The organism is Sphingobacterium sp. UBA7253, from assembly GCF_002472745.1.
In the GTDB taxonomy this organism is placed as follows: domain Bacteria; phylum Bacteroidota; class Bacteroidia; order Sphingobacteriales; family Sphingobacteriaceae; genus Sphingobacterium; species Sphingobacterium siyangense.
This window is the reverse complement of the sequence record NZ_DKSP01000224.1, coordinates 1,014-27,146: the sequence shown is the minus strand read 5'-3', so window position 1 is coordinate 27,146 and position 26,133 is coordinate 1,014. Positions and strand designations below refer to the sequence as shown.

The following is a 26,133-nucleotide window of genomic DNA, read 5'->3' as shown; positions in this document are numbered from 1 at the left end:
ACAGATTCTGCTGAACAGCAGGCTTATATCACGCAGCATTTTGATGTAAAGATCAATCTGGCTCCGTAACGGAGTGAAAGCTGTTTGCTACCATTCGAAAGTTCCCAGATATTTGCTATCTGTGCATTCGTCACTTCCGTCTGTTTTATGGAAGAACACATAGATGTGGTAGCTGCCGATGTGCTGTTGTCGTTGAAGTTTCACTGTCTGCGTTCGTTGGGAAAGTGTATTCATGCTTTCATTGGCAAATGCAACTTCTTCTGGGCAATAGAGAAGCAGTCTACAGCTGCCTGCGTTAAGATTTAGATTGTCATAATCCCAGGAGAGCGTGAATGTTTCTGTCTCTTTATCTACCTCAAATGTACAGGACGTAATCGGGTTAGGGGCTCCTTTACTAACGCGGAAGTTTTCATAATTGATGGCATAGCCAGTTGCAGTTTTTTCTATAGCATTGTTGAGGTTGTAGGACATGGCGTTGCTATAAGCCTTTTTATTAGGGTTATAGTTTTTAAATCCAACCCGTAATAAGACTTTCATTGGGGAGATGAATTTTTGGATGAGGGAAAAACGCGAACGTGACTGGATTTGATCCGCAGAAGGTTTTTTTCTGCTTTTCCTAGGTAAGCCCCTTGCATAGGTTGTATTTCCATCGGTAACGAAAACCACAGATCCTGCTTTACCCGAGAGTGCACCATTTGCACCGTTTTTAATGACTGCCATACTATAAGTTAACTGGGATAAATTATGTATTTAAATTACAAAATAAATAATAATTTGTCAACACCAAATCCAATATTCTGTCGGACTTTTCACATTACTAAGTCGGTACTTATTCGGTATTTCTTCGCTTTCAACCGAAGAAGCACCGAACAAGTACCGAAGAAGCACCGAATAAGAACCGAGGGATCTTAGGAAATAATCTCTATCAAATAATGTAAACACCGGGCGTTTTTTTGCATAAAAGTGCTGTTGTCTGTTTGCTGTTGCCTGCTATTGGTAGTTTTATTGCGATTGTATTAGAATTTGATGTAAAATGTGGTGAAATTGTCTAGCTAAATGCTTTTATAGGGTGTTTTTATGTGCGTTTTGTGCCGTTCTGTTGATGTTTAATGATTTTTTTTGATGTCGAATTATGCGTTTTTGCTTTAAAAGTGCATGAGTTTTAGTTTTTTTAGGAGGTTTGTGCATTTTTTTGTAAGATTTTGCTTGCGGTATGTTGCATCTGTTGAAAAATAGTTATACATTTAACGTGAATTAACTTAAGCTTAAAGTGGAGGATTCACTTTAAGTCAATTATACAAACCAAACATACCTAACATGAAAAGAAAGTTACTATTAATTCTTTCAGGTGTGATGCTTTCATCGAGTCTTTGGGCACAAACGAAAACTATTTCGGGAAAAGTGACCAATGCATCCGATGGAACTTCAATGTCTAACGTTACCGTTGCAATCAAAGGAAAATCTATTTCTACGCAAACTAATTCAGATGGTACGTTCACTATTAGCGCGGAGCCAGGAGATATCCTTGTCTTCCGTGCATTGGGTTCTTCAGAGAGCCAGAAGTTGGTGGGGAATGGAAATGTAATCAATGTGGCGCTTGTGAGACGCGAAGAAACTCTGGATGAAGTTGTGGTCACTGCGATGGGGATCAAAAAGGAGAAAAAAGCGCTGGGTTATTCTGTTCAGGAAATTGGCAGTAACGAATTGATGAAGAATAAGTCTACCAATATGATTAATTCTTTGGCGGGAAAGATTGCTGGGGTAAATGTGACGCAGACAAGTGGAGGTGCAGGTGCGGGGGCAAGTATAATTTTACGCGGCGGGACCTCTTTGCAGCGAGACAACCAGCCGCTTTTCGTTGTAGATGGGGTTATTTATGACAATTCAACTAATGTCAATGGCGATAGTGGCTTTGATGGTGCTCAGTCAACAAATTCCGTTTATAGTAATCGTGTAATGGATATAAATCCTGAGGATATCGAAAATGTTTCTGTATTAAAAGGGCCCGCAGCAGCAGCACTTTATGGGTCTAGAGCAGCAGCGGGGGTAATTTTGATTACGACCAAAAAAGGTAAAGAAGGAACTGCTTCTGTTAGTATCAGTTCGCGGTTCATTTCTAATTGGGCAAATCGTTTGCCTGAGCAACAGAACAGATACAAACGTGGTGAATATCAAATCGATGGTAAGTTGTTGGATGGAGATGCAACCACTACAATGGGGTCCTGGGGAGCACGAGCTGGCCAAGATGAACCCATGTATAATAACATAAAGGATTTTTTTAAATCTTCTAGTACTTGGGATAATTCGGCAAGTATTTCGGGGGGATCAAAAAATGGGAGCTTTTACTTTTCTGCTTCTGATTTCAGGCAAAACGGGATTATTCCAAATTCTAAATTTGATAAGTCTACTTTTCGCTTTAATGGAGAGCAGCGTTATGGAATTTTAAAAGTAGCGGGTAACGTGTCCTATTCCATTGCGGATCAATTGAGTTCTTTGACTTCTGGAGGCTTATATGGTGCCAGTGGTGAAGGTGCTGTCCAGGGGGCTTATATATGGCCGCGTAATTTAGATATGAAACATTGGCTAAATGATGATGGCTCTAAATATCGACTTTTCGATTTTCAGCTTGTTCAAAATGATTTCGATAATCCTTATTGGATCTTAAATAAAATGCCAAGAACAGATAAAACGAAACGTTTTACAGGAAGTTTTAATGCCAATCTAGATATTACCAAATGGTGGAGTATCAATTATACAGTAGGTATTGATCGGTATACCACCAATACAAATAGGTTGACGACTGCAGGTTCGGGTGTTGATATTCTTTATAAAAATGGTATGTTGTCAGAAAACGACCGTACTTATGAGTACGTTAGTTCAAACTTCATGACCAATTTTAAAAAGAAAATAAACGATTTTGATTTTAACTTAATGCTCGGTACGATGCTGGAAAATACCGGAGTTGAGTATAATGGTAGAAAAGCATGGAACTTTATTATTCCGGGCTTCTACGTGCCGACCAATGCTAAAAATACAGATATAGCCATTGCTCAGTCCAAAGTTAAGAAAAGATTGATCGGTGGATTTGGTGAATTTAGAGCTGGGTATAAAGACATTGCTTATGTAACGGTCACAGGAAGAAATGACTGGACTTCCACATTGCCGGTAGAAAATCGCTCTTATTTTTACCCGTCCGTTTCAGGTAGCTTGATTTTCACTGAGCTGTTGCCTAAAAATGATAATCTTACTTTTGGTAAGTTGCGGGCATCTTGGGCCAGAGTCGGAAAGGATGCCGATCCTTATGTGACCAACACCTATGTGGCGGGTGCAGAGTATACATTATATAATCAAGGTCAAGGGGTTGGAGTACGTAACGATTGGTTGAGAGGTAACACACAATTGGTTCCGGAAATTACTGAGGCGCAGGAGTATGGTGCTGATTTGAAGTTCTTTAAAAATAGATTAGGGCTTGAGTTTACATACTATAAAAATAGTAGCATTAACCAATTGCTTCAACCAAGGACCAGTCAGACTACTGGCTATATTTTAATGTGGACGAATGCTGGTAAGATTACAAATCGGGGATTGGAGCTTTCTATAACAGGCTCTCCAATTAAACGTGAGAATTTTAAATGGGATATCACGTTGAATACTTCACGTAATAAAGGTAAAGTTGAAGATTTGTTACCTGGTATGGATATTTTATATGTGACTGATGTCCAGGTTGGAAATGCAAAAGCTGCTTCTTTTAACCAAGGTAATTTTATGGCAATTTCAGGCTCTCAGTGGTTGAGAAATTCAGAGGGGCATTTGGTACTAAATGCGGAATCGGGCATGCCGACATCTGATGGTTTGGTTACACATGAAATCGGAAATAGAGAACCTAAATTATTTGGTGGATTAAATAATAATTTTCAATATAAAAACTGGAATCTTTCCTTTCTTTTAGATTATAGAATAGGTGGTGATATTTATAATGGTACTGATTATTATATGACCAATATGGGTATGAGTGCCCGATCTCAAGACCGTGAGAAATTGACAATCACAGGGGTCGTGAAAACAGGGGAAAATCCAGATAAAACACCTATTTATTCGGATCTGAAAACGTTTGAATACGAGGCTGGTAAGATGTATAAAATTGGGAATAAGGATGTGAGTGGTGAAAATATTATCAATAATTATTATTGGCAGGGAGCATATAACCTTGAGTCTGCCAATTATATGACGAAAACGAACTGGTTGAGATTGCGCTCCGTTACATTGTCATATTCGTTGCCAAATGAAACTTTAAAACGTCTGAAAGGGATAAAAGGAGTGACAGCAACACTTACAGGTACGAACTTGTGGTTATGGACCAATTATAAAGGAATGGATCCGGAAACTTCTGCAGCCGGTTCTGGTGCAATAGGTTCTAGTTCTGTTGGTATTGATTATAATGGAATACCAGCATTGTCCGGAGTATCGTTTGGTTTAAATGTTACTTTCTAAATTTTGTAGTATGAAAAGAGTAGTATTCGCACTTAGTGCATTGGCAATATTGAATTTAACTTCATGTAAAAAATGGTTGGACGTAAATGAAAATCCAACCCAGGCAAATGAGAAGGTTCCTACACCTGATTTACGCTTACGTTCTATCCAGATGCAATTTGTAGATGCTTATGAATCATCTGGGACAAGAGCGTCGTGGATAACGCAAAATGTTACTAAAACTTCTGGAACGGCGTCGAATGATGGTATTATTCGTTGGGATGTCCCATTGGCTTCGACAACTTGGCCGTATCAGGCTTGGTTTGTGTATACAGCATCCAATTTGGAACCGCTGATAGAAAAAGCGACTGCGGAGCAGGCATGGAACTACGTTGGCGCAGCGCAATTAATCCACGCCTGGGGGTTTATGCTGATGGAGGATATGTATGGGGAGATGCCATATACAGAAGCGTTGACACCTAATGTTTCTCCAAAATACGACGATGGAAAGACAATTTTTTACGGCTGTCTGGATATGCTAGATAAAGCAATAGAAAACTTGTCGAAAACACAAGCGGTTACAGCAACGCCATTATCAAATGGCGATATCTGGAATGGGGGAGATACAAAGAAATGGTTGAAATTAGCTTATGGTTTAAAGGCTAGATGGTTAAACAATTTGTCTAAAAAATCTTTCTATAATCCTGACGAGGTTTTGAAAGCTTTGGAAAAAGCCCAGCAGTCAAATGCTGATAATACAGTGATGGAAGCCATAAATACGAGTGAAACTGATAAGGCTGGAGTTGTGTGTTCGATGCAGTTCTCCAATTTGGGAGCCACGGGTAATAGGATGACCAAATGGTATACAGATTTATTGTTTAATACATTTACAGGTGGATCTGCTGTCCAAGATCCGAGAGCAATCCGAATGATTCCAAGCGGTGAATTTTATGATGCACAGGGTAAGAAGGTGTGGCGGATTTCGAAAGGAGTTGATATAATAGGTACAGATATTCGAACAAAAGGAGGTCCTGTAGCTTATGAGATTATGGCAACAAAAAAAGGGACGACAACGCACCCTTCTGGCTATGTTCGTGCTACGACTGCTGATCTGAAAGCTGATCCAAGTTATACAAACCGTTGGTTTACGACAAATACATCAACGGTTAGGCAAGGAGATTCTGTTTTTGTGTCTGTATATTCAGACCGTTTGGACTGGATAAAAGACTTTACCGATAATACAAATGATTATTATATCGCAAGCAGATATAATGGTATGTCCGAAAAAAATCCTAATTTCAATAGCGGTGTACCCAATATCAATTCGACAGGAAGTTTCTATATTCGAGCCGATGCGCCGGCTCATCTAGTGTGCTATCATGAAATGTGTTTTATTAAAGCGGAAGTTTTGTTTAGAAAAGGGGATCGCGCAGGCGCTCTTCAGGCTTATAGAGACGGGATTAGAGCGCATATGGAAGCGATGAATGTTAAGCTGAAAACTTATCCTCAGGTAAGGGGTAAGGAGGTCATTTCTGAAACTGAAATAGCTGCATTTTTAAGCAGTAAAGCGGTTGCTCAAAGTGCAGGAGAGCTGACAATGGCGAAAATTATGCAGCAGAAACAAATAGCGATGTCTTATACTGTTCAAAATTGGAATGATATGCGGAGATTTAATTACTCTGCTCCAGATCCTCAATTTGGAGTAGTTTATCCAGATTTTGGACGTCCATTTGAATTTGATGCCGCAGCACAAGAGTGTTATCCGTCTAGCGACCCTAATAATGTGCGTTACTGGCCAAGAAGAATTCAGCAATGTAGTCACGAAAGAAATTACAATGCAAATAATTGGATGGCCTCCAATCCAGAAGCTGCAAGCAGAACGATTCTTTCCTATCCTGTTTGGTGGGATACGAAAGAGTAGACTGTATAAAATCTAAGAATGAATTGCCTGGCTCCGCTAGATAGAGTCAGGCTTTTTTATGTCATGATTTTCGGTGAGCGGCATTTGGTTGGTTTTTATAAAGTTCATACCTTCGAATATGAAAAAGTTTCTTTTATTGCTCTTGTATTCTATTGGAATAGTGGTTTTATATGCACAATCGCCCAAGATTATTCAAAAACCCATTATCTGGGATAAAGACCGTATTCAGCTTTCGCTGGATTATCTTAAAAATCGGCACGGTCTATCGCAGTCGACTCCGGTTATCCATCCCAAAATGGTGGTAGTGCATTGGACCGCGAATAACAGCGTGAAAGCGACCTTTAATACATTCAATCCTACGCGGCTTCCGGGGCGTCCGGAACTGACCAAGGCCAGTGCCTTGAATGTATCTTCGCAATTTGTCATCGATCGTGACGGTACGATTTATCAGTTTTTACCAGATTCTATTTTTGCACGGCATACCATAGGTCTCAATTATTGTGCAATAGGGATAGAAAATATAGGTAGTCGCCAGAACCCACTGACTGATGCACAATTGAAAGCGAACGAAGAGCTTATCCGTTACCTCAGTAAAAAATATCCCATCGAATTTGTTTTAGGTCACCATGAGTACCAACGATTTAAGAAAACAAGCTGGTGGAAAGAAACTAATCCCAATTACATCACGGGTAAAGATGATCCGGGAGATAAATTTATGCATGAGCTAAGAAAGCATCTTGTCGATCTGAAATTGAACCCCCTGCCTTAAATCATGCCTAATCGAAGAATTTCGTTCTGCAGGTAAATTGCGTTTTCCTACAGGAATAAGTAATAAGTGTGCAATTGGTGATCGTTTTGCAATATATTTTGCTGGTTTGCTGTATTTTGCTGCATTGTTAATAAAATGTTAATTGTATTTGATTTGTTACATGAGCGTGTGCTCTGCACACTTACTTATTTTTCTTTTTAATCGTCTGAATTATTGTAATCGACTGTATTTCATTTTATTGTAATGTATTTTTGCTTTCAGTCTCAACTAGTATATTGCGGTTTAATTCCTGTTACAGAAGTAATTTGTAAGTGAATACTTACTTTCTTTTGCGTTTTTATGTTGCTTTAAGTTTTAAAAACGAAAAGTTCTACTTACTTTTATTCTGATTTTCAATTATTCGTGCATAAAACTGCAATTTGTGCATGATCTAAGAGTCTATTTATGATGAAAAATGCCTTATTAAAGTTATCCTTTTTAATTTCTGTTGTTGCTTGGGTTTCCTGTGGGAATTCGTTGAAGTCTACGCAAGCGAGCAAAACCGCAGTAAACAGCATGACCGGCCGGGTAACGAGCCAAGTTGTTATTCCGGGTGCAGATCAACTTACGCTGTATTTACCACAACTAAAAGGTAAGAAAGTGGGAATAATGGGAAATCAAACTTCCATTGTAGGGGCTGATAAAAAACATCTTGTCGATGTCTTGATCGATAATAAGGTTGATTTGAAGTTTGCCTTTGCGCCTGAACATGGTTTCCGCGGGAACGTTGAACGTGGTGAGAAGTTTGGGAATGATGTTGATCAAAAGACTGGTTTGCCGCTGTTTACATTGTATGGAGGTAATAAGAAACAAGATTCTATCGTCAATTCCATTGATGTGATGATCTTCGACCTGCAGGACGTTGGGGCACGCTTTTATACATACATCACTTCTTTGCACCGTGTAATGGAATTATGTGCAAAGCATAATAAAAAATTAATTGTACTGGATCGTCCAAATCCAAATGGCGACCAGGTGGATGGACCTGTAAGGCATGATGATAAGTTTAAATCAGATGTTTCCTGGCATAAAATAGCCATGATCCATGGTTTAACAATCGGCGAGCTGGCGCAGATGATCAATGGAGAGCGGTGGCTTGAGAATGGCCGCCAGGCCGATGTAACGATTGTACAGGTCAAAAATTGGAATCATAACAGTAGGTATGAGCTGCCGGTCATCCCATCGCCAAGTCTGCCAAATTATCTTTCTGTTCGGTTGTACCTTTCATTATGTCTTTTTGAAGGTACGGATATTTCGGTAGGTCGGGGTACGGATTGGCCGTTCCAGGTATTAGGTTATACAAATCCGGTCTATGGCTCCTTTACTTTTACACCGGGCGAACGTCACGGTATGTCCAAACATGTGGAGGGCAAAGGAACAGTCAATTATGGTGTTGATTTGCGCGGTCTGGATGCTGATCATCAAAAATTTACCTTAAAATATCTGTTGGACTTTTATCAAAAGACACCTGATAAATCCACTTTCTTCGCGCGGCCTGAATTTTTTGATAAGCTTGCGGGGACAAATCAATTACGTAAGCAAATCCTTGCCGGACAATCTGAAGCTCAGATTCGTGCTTCTTGGTCCGATGACCTGAAAGCCTATAAGCAAATGCGTAAAAAGTACCTGCTTTATACTGATTTCGAATAGCAATAACTAACAATATTAACTAGAATCATTTATTTTAAAACTCTATAATCAATGCGAAAATTTGTACTATTTTCTGTTGCTCTTGGATTGAGTTTTCCTTCTGAATCCTATTCTTTTGCAAAAAAAGAAGGTGCTTTGAATCGCGACAATTTAACAAGCGCCTTTCTGAGTTCTTCTGCAAAAAATGGGTTTCAAAATACGGTGCAAGGTACTGTAAAGGATGGAAAAGGTCCAGTCTCTGGGGTAAGCGTGTCTGTGATTGGCGGTACTGCGTCAACTAAGACTGATGCTCAGGGGCATTTTAAAATTACAGCTGCCGTGGGGAGCAAGTTGCGTTTTTCGTCTGTAGGATACGTGACGAAGGAGGTTGCCATTACTTCAGCTACGCTTGATGTAACATTAGCGGACGATAATCAAGCGTTGGACGAAGTGGTCGTTGTCGGTTACGGTACCCAGAAAAAAGGTAACCTAACTGGTGCGGTTTCATCGATCAATGTGAAGGAGAATCTACAGAGTCGTCCGATCGCCGATGTCGGCCGGGCAATTCAAGGGACGACGCCAGGATTTAGTGTTACTGTACCGAGTGGTGAGGTTGGATCTGATCCTACCATGCGTATTCGTGGTGCAATATCTTCCATTCAAGGGAATAGTAGTCCATTGATCTTGGTGGATAATGTGGAAATCCCGAGTATCCAATATGTAAATCCGGATGATGTTGAGTCGATCACCGTATTAAAAGATGCTGCCTCTTCGTCCATCTATGGTGCGAAAGCTGCTTTTGGTGTCGTATTGATTAAGACGAAAACAGGTGGAAGTGCGGAAAAGGTTACCGTAAATTATTCTAATAACTTCTCATTCCAAAATCCATATAAAAAGTTGGAAATGGGACGTGTTAATGCCTTGAAATATACCATTGACGCATTAGAAAGAGTTGGCGGAACCGAAACTGGTGCTTTCTATAAAGTAAATAGAGAAAGTTATGAACGCGCAGTGGAGTGGGATAAAAAATATGGATCTTCAATCGGGAAAGATGATCCAACGGTATATGGCAGAGACTGGTATGTAGATCCGGGGTCGCCGACGAAAAAGTACGGTGTTAGAACGTATGATCCATATGATTATATGGTGCGCGAGTGGGCTCCCACACAAACACATAACTTGTCTTTAAATGGTACCATTAAGAAGACACAATATACAGCTTCATTTGGTTCGTTAAACCAAAGCGGTATGTTAAAGGCCGGCGATTCGGATAAGTTTAAACGGTATAATGCTGCATTAAGACTAAATACCGAACTGAATAAATATGTGACTATTAGGGGTGGAGCGATGTTTGCACAACGGAACAAGATCTATCCTTATGCGACAAACTCAACAACGGCCGATCCATGGTTGTACATGTATCGCTGGAGTTCCCTTTATCCAATGGGCTATGACGAAAATAACAACCCAATAAGGAGTCCATGGAGTGAAAATGAGGCGGCAAACCAAGCTTCCATGCTTCGCAATTATATTAATTTAAGCGCTGGTGCTACAGTTAATATAATGAAGAATTGGAAAGTAGATGTAGACTATACATTTACCAATGAGGATTATAGCTGGCGTAAAAACGGGACGAGATATACAGCAGCCAATTCTTGGGTAGCAGCTAAACAACGGTTTGATGCACAAGGAAATCCAGTTTATGTCAATAAAGAAGGAGCTGTTGTCAATAAGGGAGATGCTGATGCAACTTTAGCTTATGATCTTTCCAATGATATGTATACAGCGAATGGTTCTGCGCAAGATCATATCTATATGCGTTCACAAAATGAACATAAGCATACTGTCAATGCATTTACAACGTATGAGCTCGACTTGGATGATGATCATAACTTTAAATTTATCCTTGGTTTAAATAGAGTAACAAACGATGGTTCTTACCATTGGACACAGCGTGCTGATTTATTGGATATCACAAATCCTCAGTTTGATTTGGCTGTGGGTCAAATTACGGGTAGTGGTGGTGAATATTGGGAATCACAACTGGGATATTTTGGACGTGTGAACTATGCGTATAAGAATAAGTATCTATTTGAAGGTAATATCCGTTATGATGGTTCGTCCAAGTTTCCGACAGATTTGAAATGGCGATGGTTTCCATCCTTTTCAGCAGGCTGGGTAGTCTCAGAAGAAAAATTCATGGACTGGTCAAGGGCTACGTTAAATCAGTTGAAGTTTAGGGGTTCATGGGGTGTTATCGGGAATCAAACGGTACCTTCTGATCTTTATGTTTCAAACATGGATGCGGGTCAGATTAATTACATTGTCAATGGGGCGTTGTTAAATTCTGTCGGTACGCCAAAACTGAATTGGCCAAGCGTTACGTGGGAAGATTTGGAAACCCTGGATTTTGGTGCGGATGCCAGATTCTTTAAGAATAAATTAGGTTTGACATTTGATTGGTATCAGAAGAAGACCAAAAATATGTTTGCTCCTTTGGAAGGGACAACACTGACCTTGGGTTCTGCGGCACCTTGGGGTAACTTTGGTACCTTGACGACTAAGGGTTTTGAATTGGCTATAGATTTTAACCATCGATTTGAAAATGGATTGGGAATTAATTTTAGGGCTAATTTAGATGATTCTAAATCTGTCTTTAGTGAATATACGTCGTTACGTACTACGGGTGTGAATTATAATGGTAGGGTGTATGGTGATATCTGGGGATATGAGACTGATCGTCTGTACCAATATAATGATTTTGTGTTAGATGGAAATAACAATCCTCAGTTGGTAAAACCAAATGCAGAGATGACTAAATATTACGGAAGTACAGATAACGTCTATCTATTAAAAGAGGGCCCGAACGGTGAAAAACCTGTTTATCAACCACGATTCCAAAATTCAACCAATTTCTATTTTGGTCCTGGGGATGTTAAATTCAAAGATTTGAATGGTGACGGGGAAATCGATAATGGTGATGGTACTATCGATAATCCTGGCGATATGAAGATCATTGGTAACTCGACGCCGCGTTATCAGTATGGTTTTAGGTTTGGTGCTGATTGGAAAGGCTTCGATGTTTCAGCATTTTTCCAAGGTGTGGGACAACGTAAGGTTTGGGGAGCGGGATTCTTGGCGATTCCAGGATTTAACACTTCAGATGGTGCCATGCCAGCAAGCTTTGTAAACGATTACTGGACTAAAGATAATCAGGGAGCTTTCTATCCTGCTGCATTTAACAATGGAGGCAGTGCAAATGTGAATAATATGCAAGTTCAGTCGCGCTACTTATTGGATATGTCGTATTTGAGAATTAAGAACTTAACTGTGGGTTATACAATTCCGCAGCATATTGTTCAACGAGCTAAGCTAAATAACTTGCGTGTTTATGTTTCGTTGGAGAATTTCTTCACTTGGGATAAGCTTCGGGGTTTACCGATCGATCCGGAAGAGGTGGAAGGTTTCTCGATTTTTAATGAATCGAATTACAATGGTGGACGTACAGGTGTGGGGACACCAACATTTAAGAGTGCATCATTTGGTGTTCAGTTAAACTTTTAAACGAATTTGACAGATGAAATTAAATAGAATAAAAATAGGAACCATCATGCTATCCGCCATGTTATTGGGGGGAGGCTGTAGTAAGGATGTTCTGGACAGGCCTGATCAAACTAAAGTAATCGATGAAAACTTTTGGAGAAATGAAGCTGATGTTCGTTTATATGCAAATGATTTTTATTTAAATTATTTTGTTGGCTATAATACTTTTTATGGTACAGCCTATGCTCCCTTGGTGGGGTATAATTATGCGGATGACTTTACCTCTGAAGGAATTCAGGGCGGGTTTGAGGCAGTTGTTCCGACGAGTAGAGGGGCGAGCACGGTAACACCTGATATGTTGACTACCTACTCGGGTCCTACCTGGAATTTTTACTGGGTCAGAAAGGCTAATGTGATGTTGAGTAGGATTGAAACAAAGGCCAAGTCAAAATTATCAGAGGTTGAGTATAAACACTGGACAGCAGTTGCTCGTTTTTTTAGAGGCTATGAATATAGTAGGTTAGTTTCTGTATTTGGTGATGTGCCTTATTTTGATGTTGAAGTAGATCCAAAGGATCAGGCTACAATGTATAAGGAACGTACTAAGCGCGGAGAGGTGATGGATAAAGTCTATACAGATTTTGAGTATGTGCTTGATAACATGCGTGCTGATGATGGAAAAGGTTATGTAAATAAGTATGCAGCAGCAGCACTTATTTCTAATCTAATGTTGTTTGAAGGTTCCTGGGAAAAATACCATGGCTTAGATCAAGATCGTGCGAAAAAGTATCTTGCGCTTGCTGTTAAAGCATCTGAAGTGGTCATGAATAGTGGTAAGTGGTCTTTTGGAAGTGATTTTAAGAGCCTTTTTGCATCTGAGGATCTCTCCAGTAATCCGGAGGTAATATTCTTTAGAACTTATAATGATGCATTAAAGGTGACACACGCCGTAGGTTCTTACAGTAATGGTACTGAGGGGCAGAAAGGGGTTAACTTGGATTTGTTGAAATCTTTTATCTGCAACGATGGAAAGGTTTGGCAAAACTCAGCGCTCACAAATGCTTCGGACTTTTCGATGAAGTCTTTGGCGAGAACGAGAGATCCCCGATTTGAAGCTTCGTTGATGGATACAGTTAATACAGCTTCTTCAACATTTGCTTACGGTCATAAATTTGCTGCTAGAGAGGCTTTGACGTATATCGGGAAAACGTATCCGGCAAAATGGAGTAGTAATACAAATACAAATGATGCTCCAATTGTGCGTCTTGGCGAAGTTGTATTGAATTGGATTGAGGCAAGACAGATTCTTGCAGAGTTTTTTGGCGGAGCAGCTGTTACCCAAGGTGATTTGGATAAATCGATCAATGCGGTACGGAATAGACCGCTAGATGCAGATGCCATAGCAAAAGGGGTAAAGAAAACTGCACCTTTGGTGTTAAATTCTCTACCGAACGATCCAAATCGTGATGCGGATGTGTCGCCCTTGATGTGGGAAATCAGACGTGAACGAAGAATGGAGTTTGTATATGAATATGCGCGACTGAATGATATTCGTCGCTGGAAAAAATTGGATTATATGAATTTTGCGCGTAGTGTCGATTACTCACTAGGCCCTTGGGTAAATATCAAAAAGGATCTGCCAAATCGTTTAACAAAAGCTTATGAAGGCGTTTTAAAAGTGCGTGATGCAGCAGGAAATACCATTACCTATAACGGAACCAATGGCGATGCTATGGTGGGGTATTATGTTATTCCGAAATTTGCAAACAGGGTAAGTTTTACCGATCGGTCTTATTTGGCTCCTGTAGGATTGAATCAGATTCAACAATATGCGAATTTGGGCTATATCTTAACACAGACGCCAGGCTGGCAATAGATAGCATTGTATTAAAAGGCCTTTCTGAATTTCAGAAAGGCTTTTTAATACATAACGAATTTTGATTTACATGAAAACGCATAAAAATGCAATATCATTTCTGTTTTATGCATAAAAACGCTATTTTTAAGAAAACATTACGCATGAGGTTTCCAATTATCACCTTTTTTATTGCATTATCCTGCGTTTTTAACGTTGTGATGGCGCAGCAGTCCTTCAAATTTGCCCACGTAACAGACACGCATGTCGGTGGTGCAACAGGAGAGGAGGATTTGCGACGTACTGTAAAGGACCTGAATACATTGAAAGATATTGATTTCGTTATACTTTCTGGGGATATTACCGAGTTTGGCGCTGATCATGAGTTGAAGCTTGCAAAGCGCATCTTAGATAGTTTGCAGCTGCCCTGGTATGTGATTCCGGGAAATCACGATGGAAATTGGTCTGAAAATGGAGCCAATACATTTCGCACCGTTTTTGGTGGTGAAACCTTTTTCTTTAAGCATAAAGGTTACGCATTCATTGGAACCAATTCAGGACCAAATATGCGTATGAGCCCTGGTCAGATTCCTCGTGAGAACCTGGTCTGGATGGATTCCATTTTTGCAGCGAATCCGGATAATCAGTTGCCATTGATCTATATTAATCATTATCCACAGGATTCTTCGCTAAATAACTGGTTTGACGCTTTAAAAAGAGTTAAAACGCGGAATGTTCAATTGGCGCTTTGCGGACATGGTCATGCCAATAAATTATACGATTGGGAAGGAATTCCGGGGGTAATGGGGCGGTCTAACCTGCGTGCGAATAAAGCGGTTGGCGGCTATAATATTGTGACCATCGCCGATGGTAAAGCGAGTTATCAGGAGCGTAATCCCGGTGTAGGGATGCAGGAGAAATCTTGGGTTGTTGTCCCTCTATTTAATCATCATTATGAAAATGAAACGGTAAGCTACCCGAGACCAAGTTATGCTGTGAATGCAAAATATGCAGATCAGGTTAAAGTCAATTGGACGTTTGAAGATGCTAGTGATATTGGGGCGGGACTAGCTGTTTACAAAAATAGCGTGATTACATCAAATACCGCTGGCGATATCTTTGCGCTTGATTTAAAAACGGGTAAAAAGCTATGGGCATTTCGCACCGGTGGTAAAGTTTATTCTACGCCAGCTGTGTGGAAAGGGATTGTCGTGGCGGGATCATCGGATCATGCAATTTATGCGGTAGATGCCCGTAATGGCAAGTTGTTGTGGAAGGTACAGACTGAAAAGGCGGTTTTGGGTTCGCCCCTGCTACATAATGGCGTGGCTTTTATCGGTGGTTCGGATGGTAAGTTTAGCGCACTGGACATCAAGACTGGGGTTGTAAAATGGAGTTTTGATCAGGTCAAAGGATTTGTATCGACCCTGCCAACGTATTATTTGGGAAATGTAATTTTTGGCTCCTGGAGTAATGGATTCTATGCTTTGAATGTCAATACAGGTAAGCTGTCCTGGGAATGGAATAACGGACAGGCTAATCGGATGTTTTCGGCGGCGGCATGTAATCCCGTGGGCGTAAATAATCGTGTTTTTGTAGTTGCGCCGGATCGTTTTATGACAGCACTGGATGCGAAAACGGGGGCGGTCATTTGGCGGGAAAAGAAAGATACCATTCGGGTGCGCGAGTCTATGGGGCTGGCTGCAGATCATAAATTGGTTTATGTGAAGACGATGGACGGCGATCTTTTAGGTATTTCAGTTGCTGGGAACAGCATGGATGTTGCCTGGAAGGCCAAGCTTAAATTGCCCTACGAATTGACGCCTTCTGCAATTACCTCCAATGGCAAGTTGGTATTTGTGCCGAGTCATTCGGGTTTGCTATCCGGGGTTGACGCAAAAACAGGCGCGGTAGTATGGCAATATAAAATATCCAATGGAATGGTTAATCCTGTAGCGCTAAATGGCAGAAATACGGTGATAGCGAGTACGATGGATGGCAAAATAGTTTCATTACAGTTTTAAGCAATCGATTGAATTGATCTTTTTGAAAATAAATGCCTTGATATGATAAAAAAATGTCTAAACTTCTTAAATTTACGTCAAGCTTTTTTGCTTGTTTTTGCATGTTTTGTTTGTAACTTTGCGAAAGGACAGCAAAATGCTTGGATTAGAATAAACCAATTGGGCTATACTCCGGCGGGCAAGAAGGTCGCGGTATGGGGCGGGAAATCAATCAGGCAGCTTCGTTCTTTTGAAATTAAAAATGCAGAAACGGGTAAAACAGTCTATGTGCATCCTGTTGGAAAAGATTATGGGGCTTATGGTCCTTTTGTTCAGAGCTTTCGTTTGGATTTCTCTTCTATGCAGGATACAGGACGCTTTTTTGTTCAGGCTGGAGATGTGAAGTCTCCAACATTCCGAATTGCTCGGGACGTTTACAAAGGAGCGGCAGATTTTGTACTGCGTTATATGCGGCAACAACGCACATTGTTTAACCCTTTTCTGAAAGATAGCTGCCATACACATGATGGATTTGCGCTTTATGCAGGAAAAGTTGGTATTCCCGATAGTTCCCATATCGATGCGGGTGGAGGTTGGCACGATGCTTCTGATTATTTGCAATATGCGACAACGTCGGCAAATGCGACATTTCATCTGCTAGCGGCTTACCGCGATTTTCCAAAGGTGTTTGGTGATCTAAAGCAAGCAAATGGTCTTGATGGAAAAAACGGTCGTGCCGATGTACTGGACGAAGCGAAATGGGGCTTGGATTGGTTGTTGAAAATGCATCCTAAAGCCAATCAAATGTACAATCAGATTGGTGACGACCGGGATCATGCAAGCATGCGGATGCCAAAGGAAGATCCCTATTATGGTCGTGGATTTGAAAGACCGGTGTATTTTATCGATGGCGAACCACAACAGCGTGGTAAGTTTATGAATAATACGACGGGGACAAGCTCTACTGCTGGTAAATTTAGTAGTGCTTTTCGCCTGGGGGCGATGTTGTTTGACAAAGAGGATGGTAAATATGCAAAGCTGCTTTCGAAGAAATCGGAAACGGCCTATGCTTATGCCAATATAAAACCAGGCGTGACACAGACAGTTTCTGTGAAATCGCCTTATATTTATGCCGAAGATAATTGGGTGGACGATATGCAGTTGGCCGCTGCAATGGGGTTTTCGGTGACAAAAAAAGAAAAGTTTGCACGAGAAGCCTTAGGCTACGCACGGCAAGAAAAGATTACACCTTGGATGGTAAGCGATACTGCTGCACATTATCAGTGGTACCCTTTTATCAATCTTGGGCATTATGAGTTGGCAAAAGGATTAAAAGGACAAGATCGCGAGGAGATTGTTTCCTATTATAAACAGGGGATTGAGGAAGTCAATCGGAGAGCCGAAAAAAATGCATTTTTTCGCGGAGTTCCCTTTATCTGGTGTAGCAACAACTTAACGGTATCCTTTGCGATCCAATGTCTCTGGTATAAAGAATTGACGGGAGATGCACATTTTGATGAGCTAGCGCAAGCAAATTTTGACTGGTTATTTGGGACGAACCCTTGGGGCACGAGTATGGTATATGGTCTTCCATCTGGGGGCGATACACCTGTTGATCCGCATTCGGCGTTTACCTTTCTTGGAAAGCATCCGATCGATGGCGGTTTGGTTGATGGGCCCATTATGGCATCCACGTATCGCAATCTGATCGGTATCAAGTTGAATAATCCGGATAGCTATGCGGAGTTTCAAAGTGATTTGGCGGTCTATCATGACGACTACGGAGATTATAGTACGAATGAGCCAACAATGGATGGCACCGCTTCGTTGATTTATCTGTTGGCTTCAAAGGAGGGTAAGGCAATGGAGGAGCCGACCGGAAAAAAGTAACACGGGATGTTTTTGGGGCTATTGTCCGGGGCGACTCGACAAAGCGGCAGGTGGCTCTGGTGTTTACTGGTCATGATTTATCTGAAGGTACAGCTGAGATATTGACGAGTCTAAAACATAATGGCGTTAAAGGCTCTTTTTTCCTGACAGGTGATTATCTCAGAACGCCAGATTTTGAGCCGTATGTCCGTCAGATGTTAAACGATGGTCATATGGTTTCGGGGCATTCGGATAAACATCTTCTGGTGAGTGACTGGGGGAGTAGGGATGTTCTTTTGGTGAAGCGTGACTCTTTTGTCGCTGATCTAAAGGCAAATCTGAAAGCTCTGGAACGCGTGGGCGTTCAAAGAGAGCCGCTTTCCTATTATATTCCTTCTTATGAATGGTATAATAGTGAAACAGTCGATTGGGCAAAAGTAGTTGGTCTACATTCGATTAATTATACACCAGGAATACGGACTGCGGCTGATTATACCTATCCAGAAATGGGTGCTCGTTATGTATCGTCGGCAGCGATTCTCGACAATCTCTGGTCTTACGAAACTCGATATGGGCTCAATGGATTTCTGATATTGATTCACATGGGAACCGATGATCGTCGGAAAGATAAACTGTATCATCATTTGGATGATATCATTAGCATATTAAAGGGGAAAGGGTATCAACTTGTGGATGTGCCCGATTTATTGAAATAAAGAAATACAATATATACTAATAATGGTAAATACAACGGAGAAAGATTCGAATTATCAGGATTTAGACAAGATGTCTGTGCATGAGTTATTGACAAATATCAATAATGAGGATAAATCTGTGCCACTTGCTGTAGAGCAGGCTATCCCTCAGATTGAAGCATTGGTCAAAGTGACTGTGGAGAAAATGAAGGCTGGTGGTCGAACTTTTTATATCGGCGCTGGTACAAGTGGTCGTTTGGGCGTGTTGGATGCGTCAGAATTACCTCCGACTTACGGCGTTCCATTTGAATGGATCATTGGACTGATTGCTGGTGGTGATACTGCAATTAGAAAAGCAGTCGAATTTGCAGAAGATGATCTGGAGCAAGCCTGGAAAGATATGGAAGCGTATGATATTGATGAAAACGATGTTGTTATCGGTATTGCGGCCTCAGGAACTACACCTTATGTTATTGGTGGATTAAAAACGGCAAACGAGAAAGGACTTGTGACAGGATGTATTGTCTGTAATGGGGGTTCTCCGATTGCTGAAGTAGCGCAGTATCCGATTGAAGTCATTGTTGGGCCAGAATTTGTTACTGGGTCTACGCGGATGAAATCGGGTACAGCACAGAAACTTGTTTTAAATATGTTCAGTACTGCAGTGATGATCCAATTGGGTAGGGTAAAAGGGAATAAGATGGTCGATATGCAATTGTCAAACCATAAGCTGGTCGGTCGTGGTGTACGTATCATTATGGATCAAACCGGGGCGCTGGAAGAAGAGGCTGCGGCTTTACTTGAACAATTTGGTAATGTAAGACAGGCAATTGAAGCTTATCAGGCTACCCATTGAGTATAACCTACTAAAAATCACCTATTTTAAAAACAAACTATGTCACCAGTAATATTATTATCTTTTATAATAATCTATTTTGCAGTTCTGCTTGCTGTAGCTCACTTCACGTCGAAGGGGGCTTCCGATAACTCTACTTTTTTTGTCGCAAACCGGAACTCTAAATGGTATATGGTCGCCTTTGGGATGATCGGTACCGCGCTCTCCGGTGTAACTTTTATTTCGGTTCCCGGCGCAGTCGGTGCGTCTGAATTTAGCTATTTTCAATTTGTTCTTGGGAACGCCGTTGGTTTTGTCATTATTGCCTATGTATTGCTTCCGCTCTATTATAGAATGAATTTGACTTCCATCTATACCTATTTGGAAGAACGTTTTGGGCACACCACGTACAAAACAGGTGCTGCTATTTTTTTGGTTTCCCGTACGATCGGTTCGGCATTTCGTCTTTACTTGGTGGCAATCGTATTGCAGCATTTTATTTTCGATGCCTGGAATGTGCCTTTCGCTATTACGGTCGTTATATGTTTGGTGTTAATCTGGATGTATACAAATAAGGGTGGTTTAAAGACGATCATTGTAACAGATACCCTACAGACTACCTTTTTAGTGACTGCAGTAATTCTTTCCATTTATTTTATGGCAAAAGGATTAGATTTTGGTATTGTGGATACTTTCGAGGCTGTGAAAGAAAGTAGTTACTCTAAGATCTTTTTCTGGGATGATTTTGTTGGCAGTAAAGCAAATTTTTGGAAACAATTCTTGGGAGGGATTTTTGTGACCATTGCAATGACGGGGCTTGATCAGGATCTGATGCAAAAGAACTTATCGATGGGGACCATTAAAGAAGCCCAAAAGAACATGATTACGTTTACAAGTGTTTTTGTGGTCATTAATATTTTCTTTTTAGCTGTCGGTGCTTTGCTGTATATCTATGCGGCTAAAAACGGGATTGATGTCACTCAACTGGCAACACGCGACTATTTGTATCCAGAAATTGCATTAAACCACTTGGCTATTGTTCCTGCAATCATCTTTATGATGGGATTGACGGCGGCGACTTTTGCAACCACAGATAGTGCGCTGACTGCCCTAACGACATCTTTCTGCGTAGACTTTTTAAACTTCAATAAAAAAGAAAATCCCAATGATCCAGCGCTGATCAAACAGCGTAACTATGTGCATTTTGGTTTTTCCATTGTGATGTTGTTGGTTATTTTGGTCTTTAAGCTGATCAACGATGATTCGGTCGTCAATGCAATCTTTACTGCGGCGAGTTATACGTACGGACCTTTGTTGGGCTTATTCGTTTTTGGAATATTCACAAAATATGCGGTGCGGGATAAGGCTGTGCCCTATATCTGTGTGCTTTCGCCTACCGTATTATTTTTGCTTAAAACCTATGTTATTGAGGTGTACACACCGTATGTTATCGGATTGGATTTGATCATTATAAATGGTTTTATCACGTTTGTGATGCTTTTGATCAGTTCTCCAGGTAAAGCAAGTGAAAAAGCATTGTCCCACAATTAATGTAATTTGGTTATAAAAAGTTTCTCCATTGGTGAGAAGATGTAAATACAAGTATTGATTTTGATTTGTACGTACAGAAAAATTAAGTTAAGTTTGATATACTTAGTTTTTCTGTACGTATGTATCATAGCATAAATGAGACTACGGAATTTATCCGTAGAAAAATTGGAGATTTTGCTCCAGAATTCGGTATCATCCTAGGTACTGGTTTAGGTAAATTGGTTGATGAAATTGAAGTCGAGTATCAGCTGATGTATTCCAATATACCTAATTTCCCTATTTCAACTGTTGAATTTCATTCTGGTAAGCTTATTTTTGGAAAGTTGAGCGGACGCAATGTGGTCGCTATGCAGGGAAGGTTGCATTACTATGAAGGTTATGATATGCAGCAGATTACATTTCCGATCCGGATCATGAAGGTTTTGGGGGTGCAGAAATTGTTTGTTTCCAACGCTGCGGGATCCCTGAATCCTGATGTGAAAAAAGGTGACCTTGGAATTATTGAAGATCATATCAATTTATTGCCGGATAATCCGCTTCGCGGACAAAATTTGGCTGAGTTTGGACCACGATTTCCGGATATGAGTGAGCCTTATAACCGAAAGATGATCGAGCAGGCTCTTGAAATTGCAGCCAAACATGCTATTGCTGCGCGAAAAGTTGTTTATGTTTCTTCTGCAGGTCCAAATTTGGAGACAAAAGCTGAGTATCGCTATATGCGGCTTATTGGTGGCGATGTAGTGGGCATGAGTACCGTTCCTGAAGTTATTGTAGCTAATCATATGGCTCTTCCGGTATTTGCTATTTCTGTTGTTACGGATGAGGGCTTTCATGAACAACTTAAACCTGTCTCGTTGCAGGAAATTGTCACTGTTGCGGAGAAAGCGGAACCTAAAATGACATTAATTTTGAAAGAATTAATAGCTTTGCAATAAATTGCATCTTCATGTAACACCGGTGAGGGAGAAGGTTGTTGGATTTGTGTGGGGTGAAGTGTAATTGGTTCATTCAGGTGAATTTAGCTTTTTTGGTTTTTATATAATTTTAGATGAAGTTGATCGTACGCATACTTGCCGCATGGTGTGTTTTATTTATTTATTCCGTGGATGTTATTGCGCAGAGCAAAGAGGATTGGAGCAGTGCATTGGATTCGGCGAGAGCCAAGGAGGATGGAAAGAAGGATTCTGTTATCCTGTCTGCAAAGTATATCCGATATGCAACGTTGGATATGCTAAAAAAAGGCACTTATACACGGCAGATTGATACGTCACATCATAATTATCAATATTATAATCCGCAGAATTTACCCTGGAATCCCAGTGTGAACCTTGGAGCCTATGGGCTTGCCACACGGGATCTATTGTTCCAGCCTAAAAAGACCATTGGCTTTCAGTCTGGTTTTACAGCATTGGAACGTTATTTATTGAACCCCGATTCGGTCCAATATTTTAGGGCCCGTGCGAGGTACTCCGAATTGTCTGCGGTAGGATTCTTTTTTAATGATCAGGTTTTTAGAGCTCGGGTGGCCCAGAATATCAATTCCCAATGGAATATGAATGTCGATTTCCATTCCACCAAAACGGATGGATTTTACCTTGGACAGAATTACTCCGATTTAAAAGCTTCGGTGGCATCCTGGTATGAATCAAAAAATAATCGCTATAATTTGTTGATCAATGGGGTATTTAATCGTTTGGATGCCATGGAGAATGGTTCTATTACGGAAGATCTTCCATTTGCGCCTGGAAATAGACAATCGCCGGACCGATTTATACCAAAATTCTATGATGCGAGTAATACAAATATACCTCGGTCTAAATGGTGGGATAATTCATTTTTCCTGAGACAGTCACTTTATTTGGGGCGATTGGATACGATCGATAAAGGTAAGCCTACGATGGAGATCCGTCCAACGAATAGCATGGCACATAATACCCGCATCCGAAGGCAGACATACAGCTTCTTCAAGAACATGGATGACCAAAATGCAGCATTACCATACAATAATAGAGCATTGGCGCTAAACAATGATAAGACTTTGATCACGAATGTTTCCAATGAATTTGAATATAACTTTTTTCTTAGAGGGAAGTCGGTCTTTAAGAACGAGGCAAAGTTGAATTTGGCTTTTCAGCACGACATGAACTGGGTGGAGCAGAATCAGTTGGACTCCATGCGGTATTACAATAATACATCAGCCTATCCACAGCCGCTGAAGAAACTGCCGGATAGCACAACATTTGATCGTTTTTATCAGAACGGAATTGTGAAAGGTGAATTAGGGTATAAGTTTTCAGATCGTCTTGATTTTAGTTTAAAAGCGAATCAAATCGTATTTGGCCACAACTTTGGAGATTTCTTGTATGAAGCTAAAGCGGATATCTCGATGGGGGATAAAATCGGAAAGGTGACGTTGTCAGCTTATTCACAGAACAAATCTCCGGAGATGGTTTTCGAGAATTTAAATTATACCTACGGAAAATGGAATGATTTAGATCTTAAAAAGACGAAAATTCAGAATCTGGGTTTTCAATATGCCAATCCGATGCTTGGTTTCCATGGTAAGGTGGAGTATTTTTTGATGAACAATTATACCTATTTCGAAGAGTTGTCCAATCCACAGAACGATCCTAAGAAGGATAAATGGATTGTTCCGACACAATTGGATAAAGCTAATTTGCTGAAGGTAACCGTTGGACAAAAATTTAAACTAAACCATTTTACCTTCGATAATCTCGTGGTCTATCAAAAGACAGATCAACAGGATGCATTGGCAGTTCCCGAGTTGTATACCTGGCATAGTTTGTATTACAGTAACCTGTTTTACAAAGTTATTGATTATAGTATCGGTCTGGACGCAAAGTTCAATACACCTTATGCCAATCCGAATTATTCAATTGGGACGGGACAGTTTTACAATGCTTACAAACAGATTGAGTTTTCGACATATCCGATCATGGATTTATGGATTACAGCGAATATACAACGGGTAAATATGTTTTTGAGTTATAATTTTTTAAATCAGAACTTTTATCCGCATGGTTACTATACGGTCAGACGTTATCCGATGAATAGTGCTAATTTTAGGTTTGGTATTTCTTGGAAGTTCTATGATTAAAAATTATTTCGGTGTTTCTTAGCTTGTTGTGATATTAAAGGCATAAAATCTTATAAAATAATTTTGAGAATAGAATTTTTAAGCTATATTTGCACACGCAATTAGGGAACGGCGTTCTTTAAAAAAGTATGGAGGCTTAGCTCAGCTGGTTCAGAGCATCTGCCTTACAAGCAGAGGGTCACAGGTTCGAATCCTGTAGCCTCCACAAAGCATCATCAAATGGTGCTTTTTTTTCGTTAGGGGGTTTAGCTCAGCTGGTTTAGAGCACTACCTCGACAAGGTAGGGGTCACTGGTTCGAACCCAGTAATCCCCACGATAAAAAAAAGCGTTCTTCATGAACGCTTTTTTTTATGGGCTGAATGCGCTGTAAATTTGAAAGTCCCCGATCCGGTATTCAATCTGTCTCGGGAATCTCTCGTGTTTATTTTCTTACTATTTCCGTTTCTTACCTAGTTTAATTCCGTAACCTGTCGTCCATTCAATAAAATCAGCCTTGCCACCATGGGCTTTAATGGAAACACCGGCAAAGAAATCTTTGTATACTTTATAACGTACACCTGCTCTTAAATACACGGGCATGCTTTCGCCATTGAATTCGTTGCGATGAAGGTAGACTCCTACATTTCCGTTGATGTATAGACGTGAATTTAACACATGATCAATGTAGAATGCTGGGCCGTAAGAAAATAGGGCGGAGAATTTCCCGGCTTTATCGCCGGCAACCTTCTCATCGTTTCCGCTAGCTGAATAAAATGCATCGAACCCAGCGCCAAGCCGCCATTTGTAGCCGAAATGCCTGCTGTAGTATGCGCCTAATGTAGATTTAAAATATTGGCCATCGTGTTCGCGGTCAATCTGTTTGAAGCCAAAGGCATAGTTGAAATGGAGTTCCTCTGTTTTCTCCATTTGTGGAATACTTGTTTTTCTGTAATCAAAAGGTTTGTTTGTTGGTGTATACGAAACAGATAGGCTCAAGGGGACGAGGTTTATCCCGGTGTTCGGTAATGCCAGGGCTCCATTGCTGAAGTGATGAAAGGCTGCGCCGGCCCCAACCTGGAAGTTTTTATTTAGACGGTAGTTGGCCTGAAGTCCAAGATCAATAAATACATTGTTTTTGCTGCCAATAAGTAGGTTGAAAGGATTGTCTTCTTCATTATAGGGGTTGAATCTGCCAGAGAGACCGAGTGCAATCCGATAGTTGAAATTCCACCTCGAGTTTACTTTTGGTCTAATGGGAATGGCGACAAAGCCATAGGCCGCGAAAGGTCGTCCGAGGTGTTCCTGACCAAAAGTACTACTGTAGATTCCGATGCCGTATATCGGATAGTTGTATATTTCATTGTAAATGCTCTTTAATGAGTCTTGAAACTGAGTTTGAAAACCGACTCTGAAATTTAGTCCACTATAGTATGAGTCAGCAAGGGTTTCTTTGGAGCGCTCATTGAATTTGAGTTCGCCCCCGCTTTCATGTTCAAGTTGAAATATAAGTCTCGTCTTGGCTGGGGTACGGCTTTGTAAAGTGTCTTTCGGATTCTCTATTCGGGGTGTGACCTGTGCAGTGGCACGAAAGGAGAGTAGTGCCAGGGCCACAAAAGCAAGTATTCTTGATCTCATGAAATAAAACGTTAGCGTTTTTTAAAATTTTTGCAAAAATAAGAATGATATATCATTGTAACAATAGTATTTAAACAGTAGCGAAATCTAGTTGTAAAAAATGCCATTTTTCAGCCACATCTTGTCGGTTAGTGGCTAGAGAAACTGGGCGGCTTAACCATCAGGATCTCAAATGGGTAAATAATTATTGTTTATGTCTTTAATTGTATTGCATATAAAAA

15 protein-coding genes and 2 tRNA genes are annotated in these 26,133 nt (G+C 40.5%); 15 read left to right on the top strand and 2 right to left on the bottom strand.

Annotation, left to right across the window (positions count from 1 at the left end; all coding sequences use genetic code 11):
- Positions 1-87: 87 nt before the first annotated feature.
- Positions 88-720, bottom strand: a complete 633-nt coding sequence (locus B2X72_RS23630; protein ID WP_070561311.1) for a DUF6266 family protein — start codon at positions 718-720, stop codon at positions 88-90.
- A gap of 597 nt (positions 721-1,317) precedes the next feature.
- Here B2X72_RS23630 and B2X72_RS23625 point away from each other — a divergent pair.
- The 15 genes from B2X72_RS23625 to B2X72_RS23555 all read left to right on the top strand — a co-directional run bounded on the left by B2X72_RS23625 (position 1,318) and on the right by B2X72_RS23555 (position 24,611).
- Entirely contained in the window at positions 1,318-4,491 is a 3,174-nt protein-coding gene (locus tag B2X72_RS23625) for a SusC/RagA family TonB-linked outer membrane protein (protein ID WP_070561310.1), read from the top strand.
- 10 nt (positions 4,492-4,501) lie between these two features.
- Complete coding sequence (locus B2X72_RS23620) at positions 4,502-6,391, top strand: SusD/RagB family nutrient-binding outer membrane lipoprotein (protein WP_070561308.1); 1,890 nt, start codon at positions 4,502-4,504, stop codon at positions 6,389-6,391.
- Between the two features lie 118 nt (positions 6,392-6,509).
- On the top strand, positions 6,510-7,160 hold the full coding sequence (locus B2X72_RS23615) for an N-acetylmuramoyl-L-alanine amidase (RefSeq protein ID WP_115046431.1): 651 nt from the start codon (positions 6,510-6,512) through the stop codon (positions 7,158-7,160).
- Positions 7,161-7,604: 444 nt separating this feature from the next.
- A complete protein-coding gene (locus tag B2X72_RS23610) occupies positions 7,605-8,849 on the top strand; it encodes an exo-beta-N-acetylmuramidase NamZ family protein (protein WP_236590821.1) in 1,245 nt (414 codons plus the stop codon).
- Positions 8,850-8,900: 51 nt separating this feature from the next.
- Entirely contained in the window at positions 8,901-12,392 is a 3,492-nt protein-coding gene (locus B2X72_RS23605; protein ID WP_286851748.1) for a SusC/RagA family TonB-linked outer membrane protein, read from the top strand.
- Positions 12,393-12,405: 13 nt separating this feature from the next.
- Complete coding sequence (locus B2X72_RS23600) at positions 12,406-14,247, top strand: RagB/SusD family nutrient uptake outer membrane protein (RefSeq protein WP_286851747.1); 1,842 nt, start codon at positions 12,406-12,408, stop codon at positions 14,245-14,247.
- A 143-nt stretch (positions 14,248-14,390) separates the two neighbouring features.
- Positions 14,391-16,250, top strand: a complete 1,860-nt coding sequence (locus B2X72_RS23595; protein WP_286851746.1) for a PQQ-binding-like beta-propeller repeat protein — start codon at positions 14,391-14,393, stop codon at positions 16,248-16,250.
- 42 nt (positions 16,251-16,292) lie between these two features.
- On the top strand, positions 16,293-18,119 hold the full coding sequence (locus B2X72_RS23590) for a glycoside hydrolase family 9 protein (protein WP_286851745.1): 1,827 nt from the start codon (positions 16,293-16,295) through the stop codon (positions 18,117-18,119).
- Positions 18,120-18,169: 50 nt separating this feature from the next.
- A complete protein-coding gene (locus B2X72_RS23585; RefSeq protein WP_286734375.1) occupies positions 18,170-18,814 on the top strand; it encodes a polysaccharide deacetylase family protein in 645 nt (214 codons plus the stop codon).
- A gap of 22 nt (positions 18,815-18,836) precedes the next feature.
- Complete coding sequence (gene murQ / locus B2X72_RS23580; RefSeq protein WP_088163216.1) at positions 18,837-19,649, top strand: N-acetylmuramic acid 6-phosphate etherase; 813 nt, start codon at positions 18,837-18,839, stop codon at positions 19,647-19,649.
- A 39-nt stretch (positions 19,650-19,688) separates the two neighbouring features.
- On the top strand, positions 19,689-21,179 hold the full coding sequence (locus tag B2X72_RS23575) for a sodium:solute symporter (RefSeq protein WP_088163214.1): 1,491 nt from the start codon (positions 19,689-19,691) through the stop codon (positions 21,177-21,179).
- 119 nt (positions 21,180-21,298) lie between these two features.
- Positions 21,299-22,114 carry a purine-nucleoside phosphorylase gene (locus B2X72_RS23570; protein WP_075994483.1) on the top strand — a complete coding sequence of 272 codons (816 nt, stop codon included), beginning with the start codon at positions 21,299-21,301 and terminating at the stop codon, positions 22,112-22,114.
- Between the two features lie 113 nt (positions 22,115-22,227).
- Positions 22,228-24,297, top strand: a complete 2,070-nt coding sequence (locus tag B2X72_RS23565) for a putative porin (protein ID WP_286851744.1) — start codon at positions 22,228-22,230, stop codon at positions 24,295-24,297.
- A gap of 130 nt (positions 24,298-24,427) precedes the next feature.
- Positions 24,428-24,502 (top strand) — tRNA-Val (locus tag B2X72_RS23560).
- A gap of 34 nt (positions 24,503-24,536) precedes the next feature.
- Positions 24,537-24,611, top strand: a tRNA-Val gene (locus B2X72_RS23555).
- Positions 24,612-24,730: 119 nt separating this feature from the next.
- On the opposite strand, the gene B2X72_RS23550 is transcribed toward B2X72_RS23555, so the two are convergent.
- Positions 24,731-25,912: an acyloxyacyl hydrolase gene (locus B2X72_RS23550; protein ID WP_286851742.1), complete on the bottom strand. Its 1,182-nt coding sequence runs from the start codon at positions 25,910-25,912 to the stop codon at positions 24,731-24,733.
- Positions 25,913-26,133 lie beyond the last annotated feature (221 nt).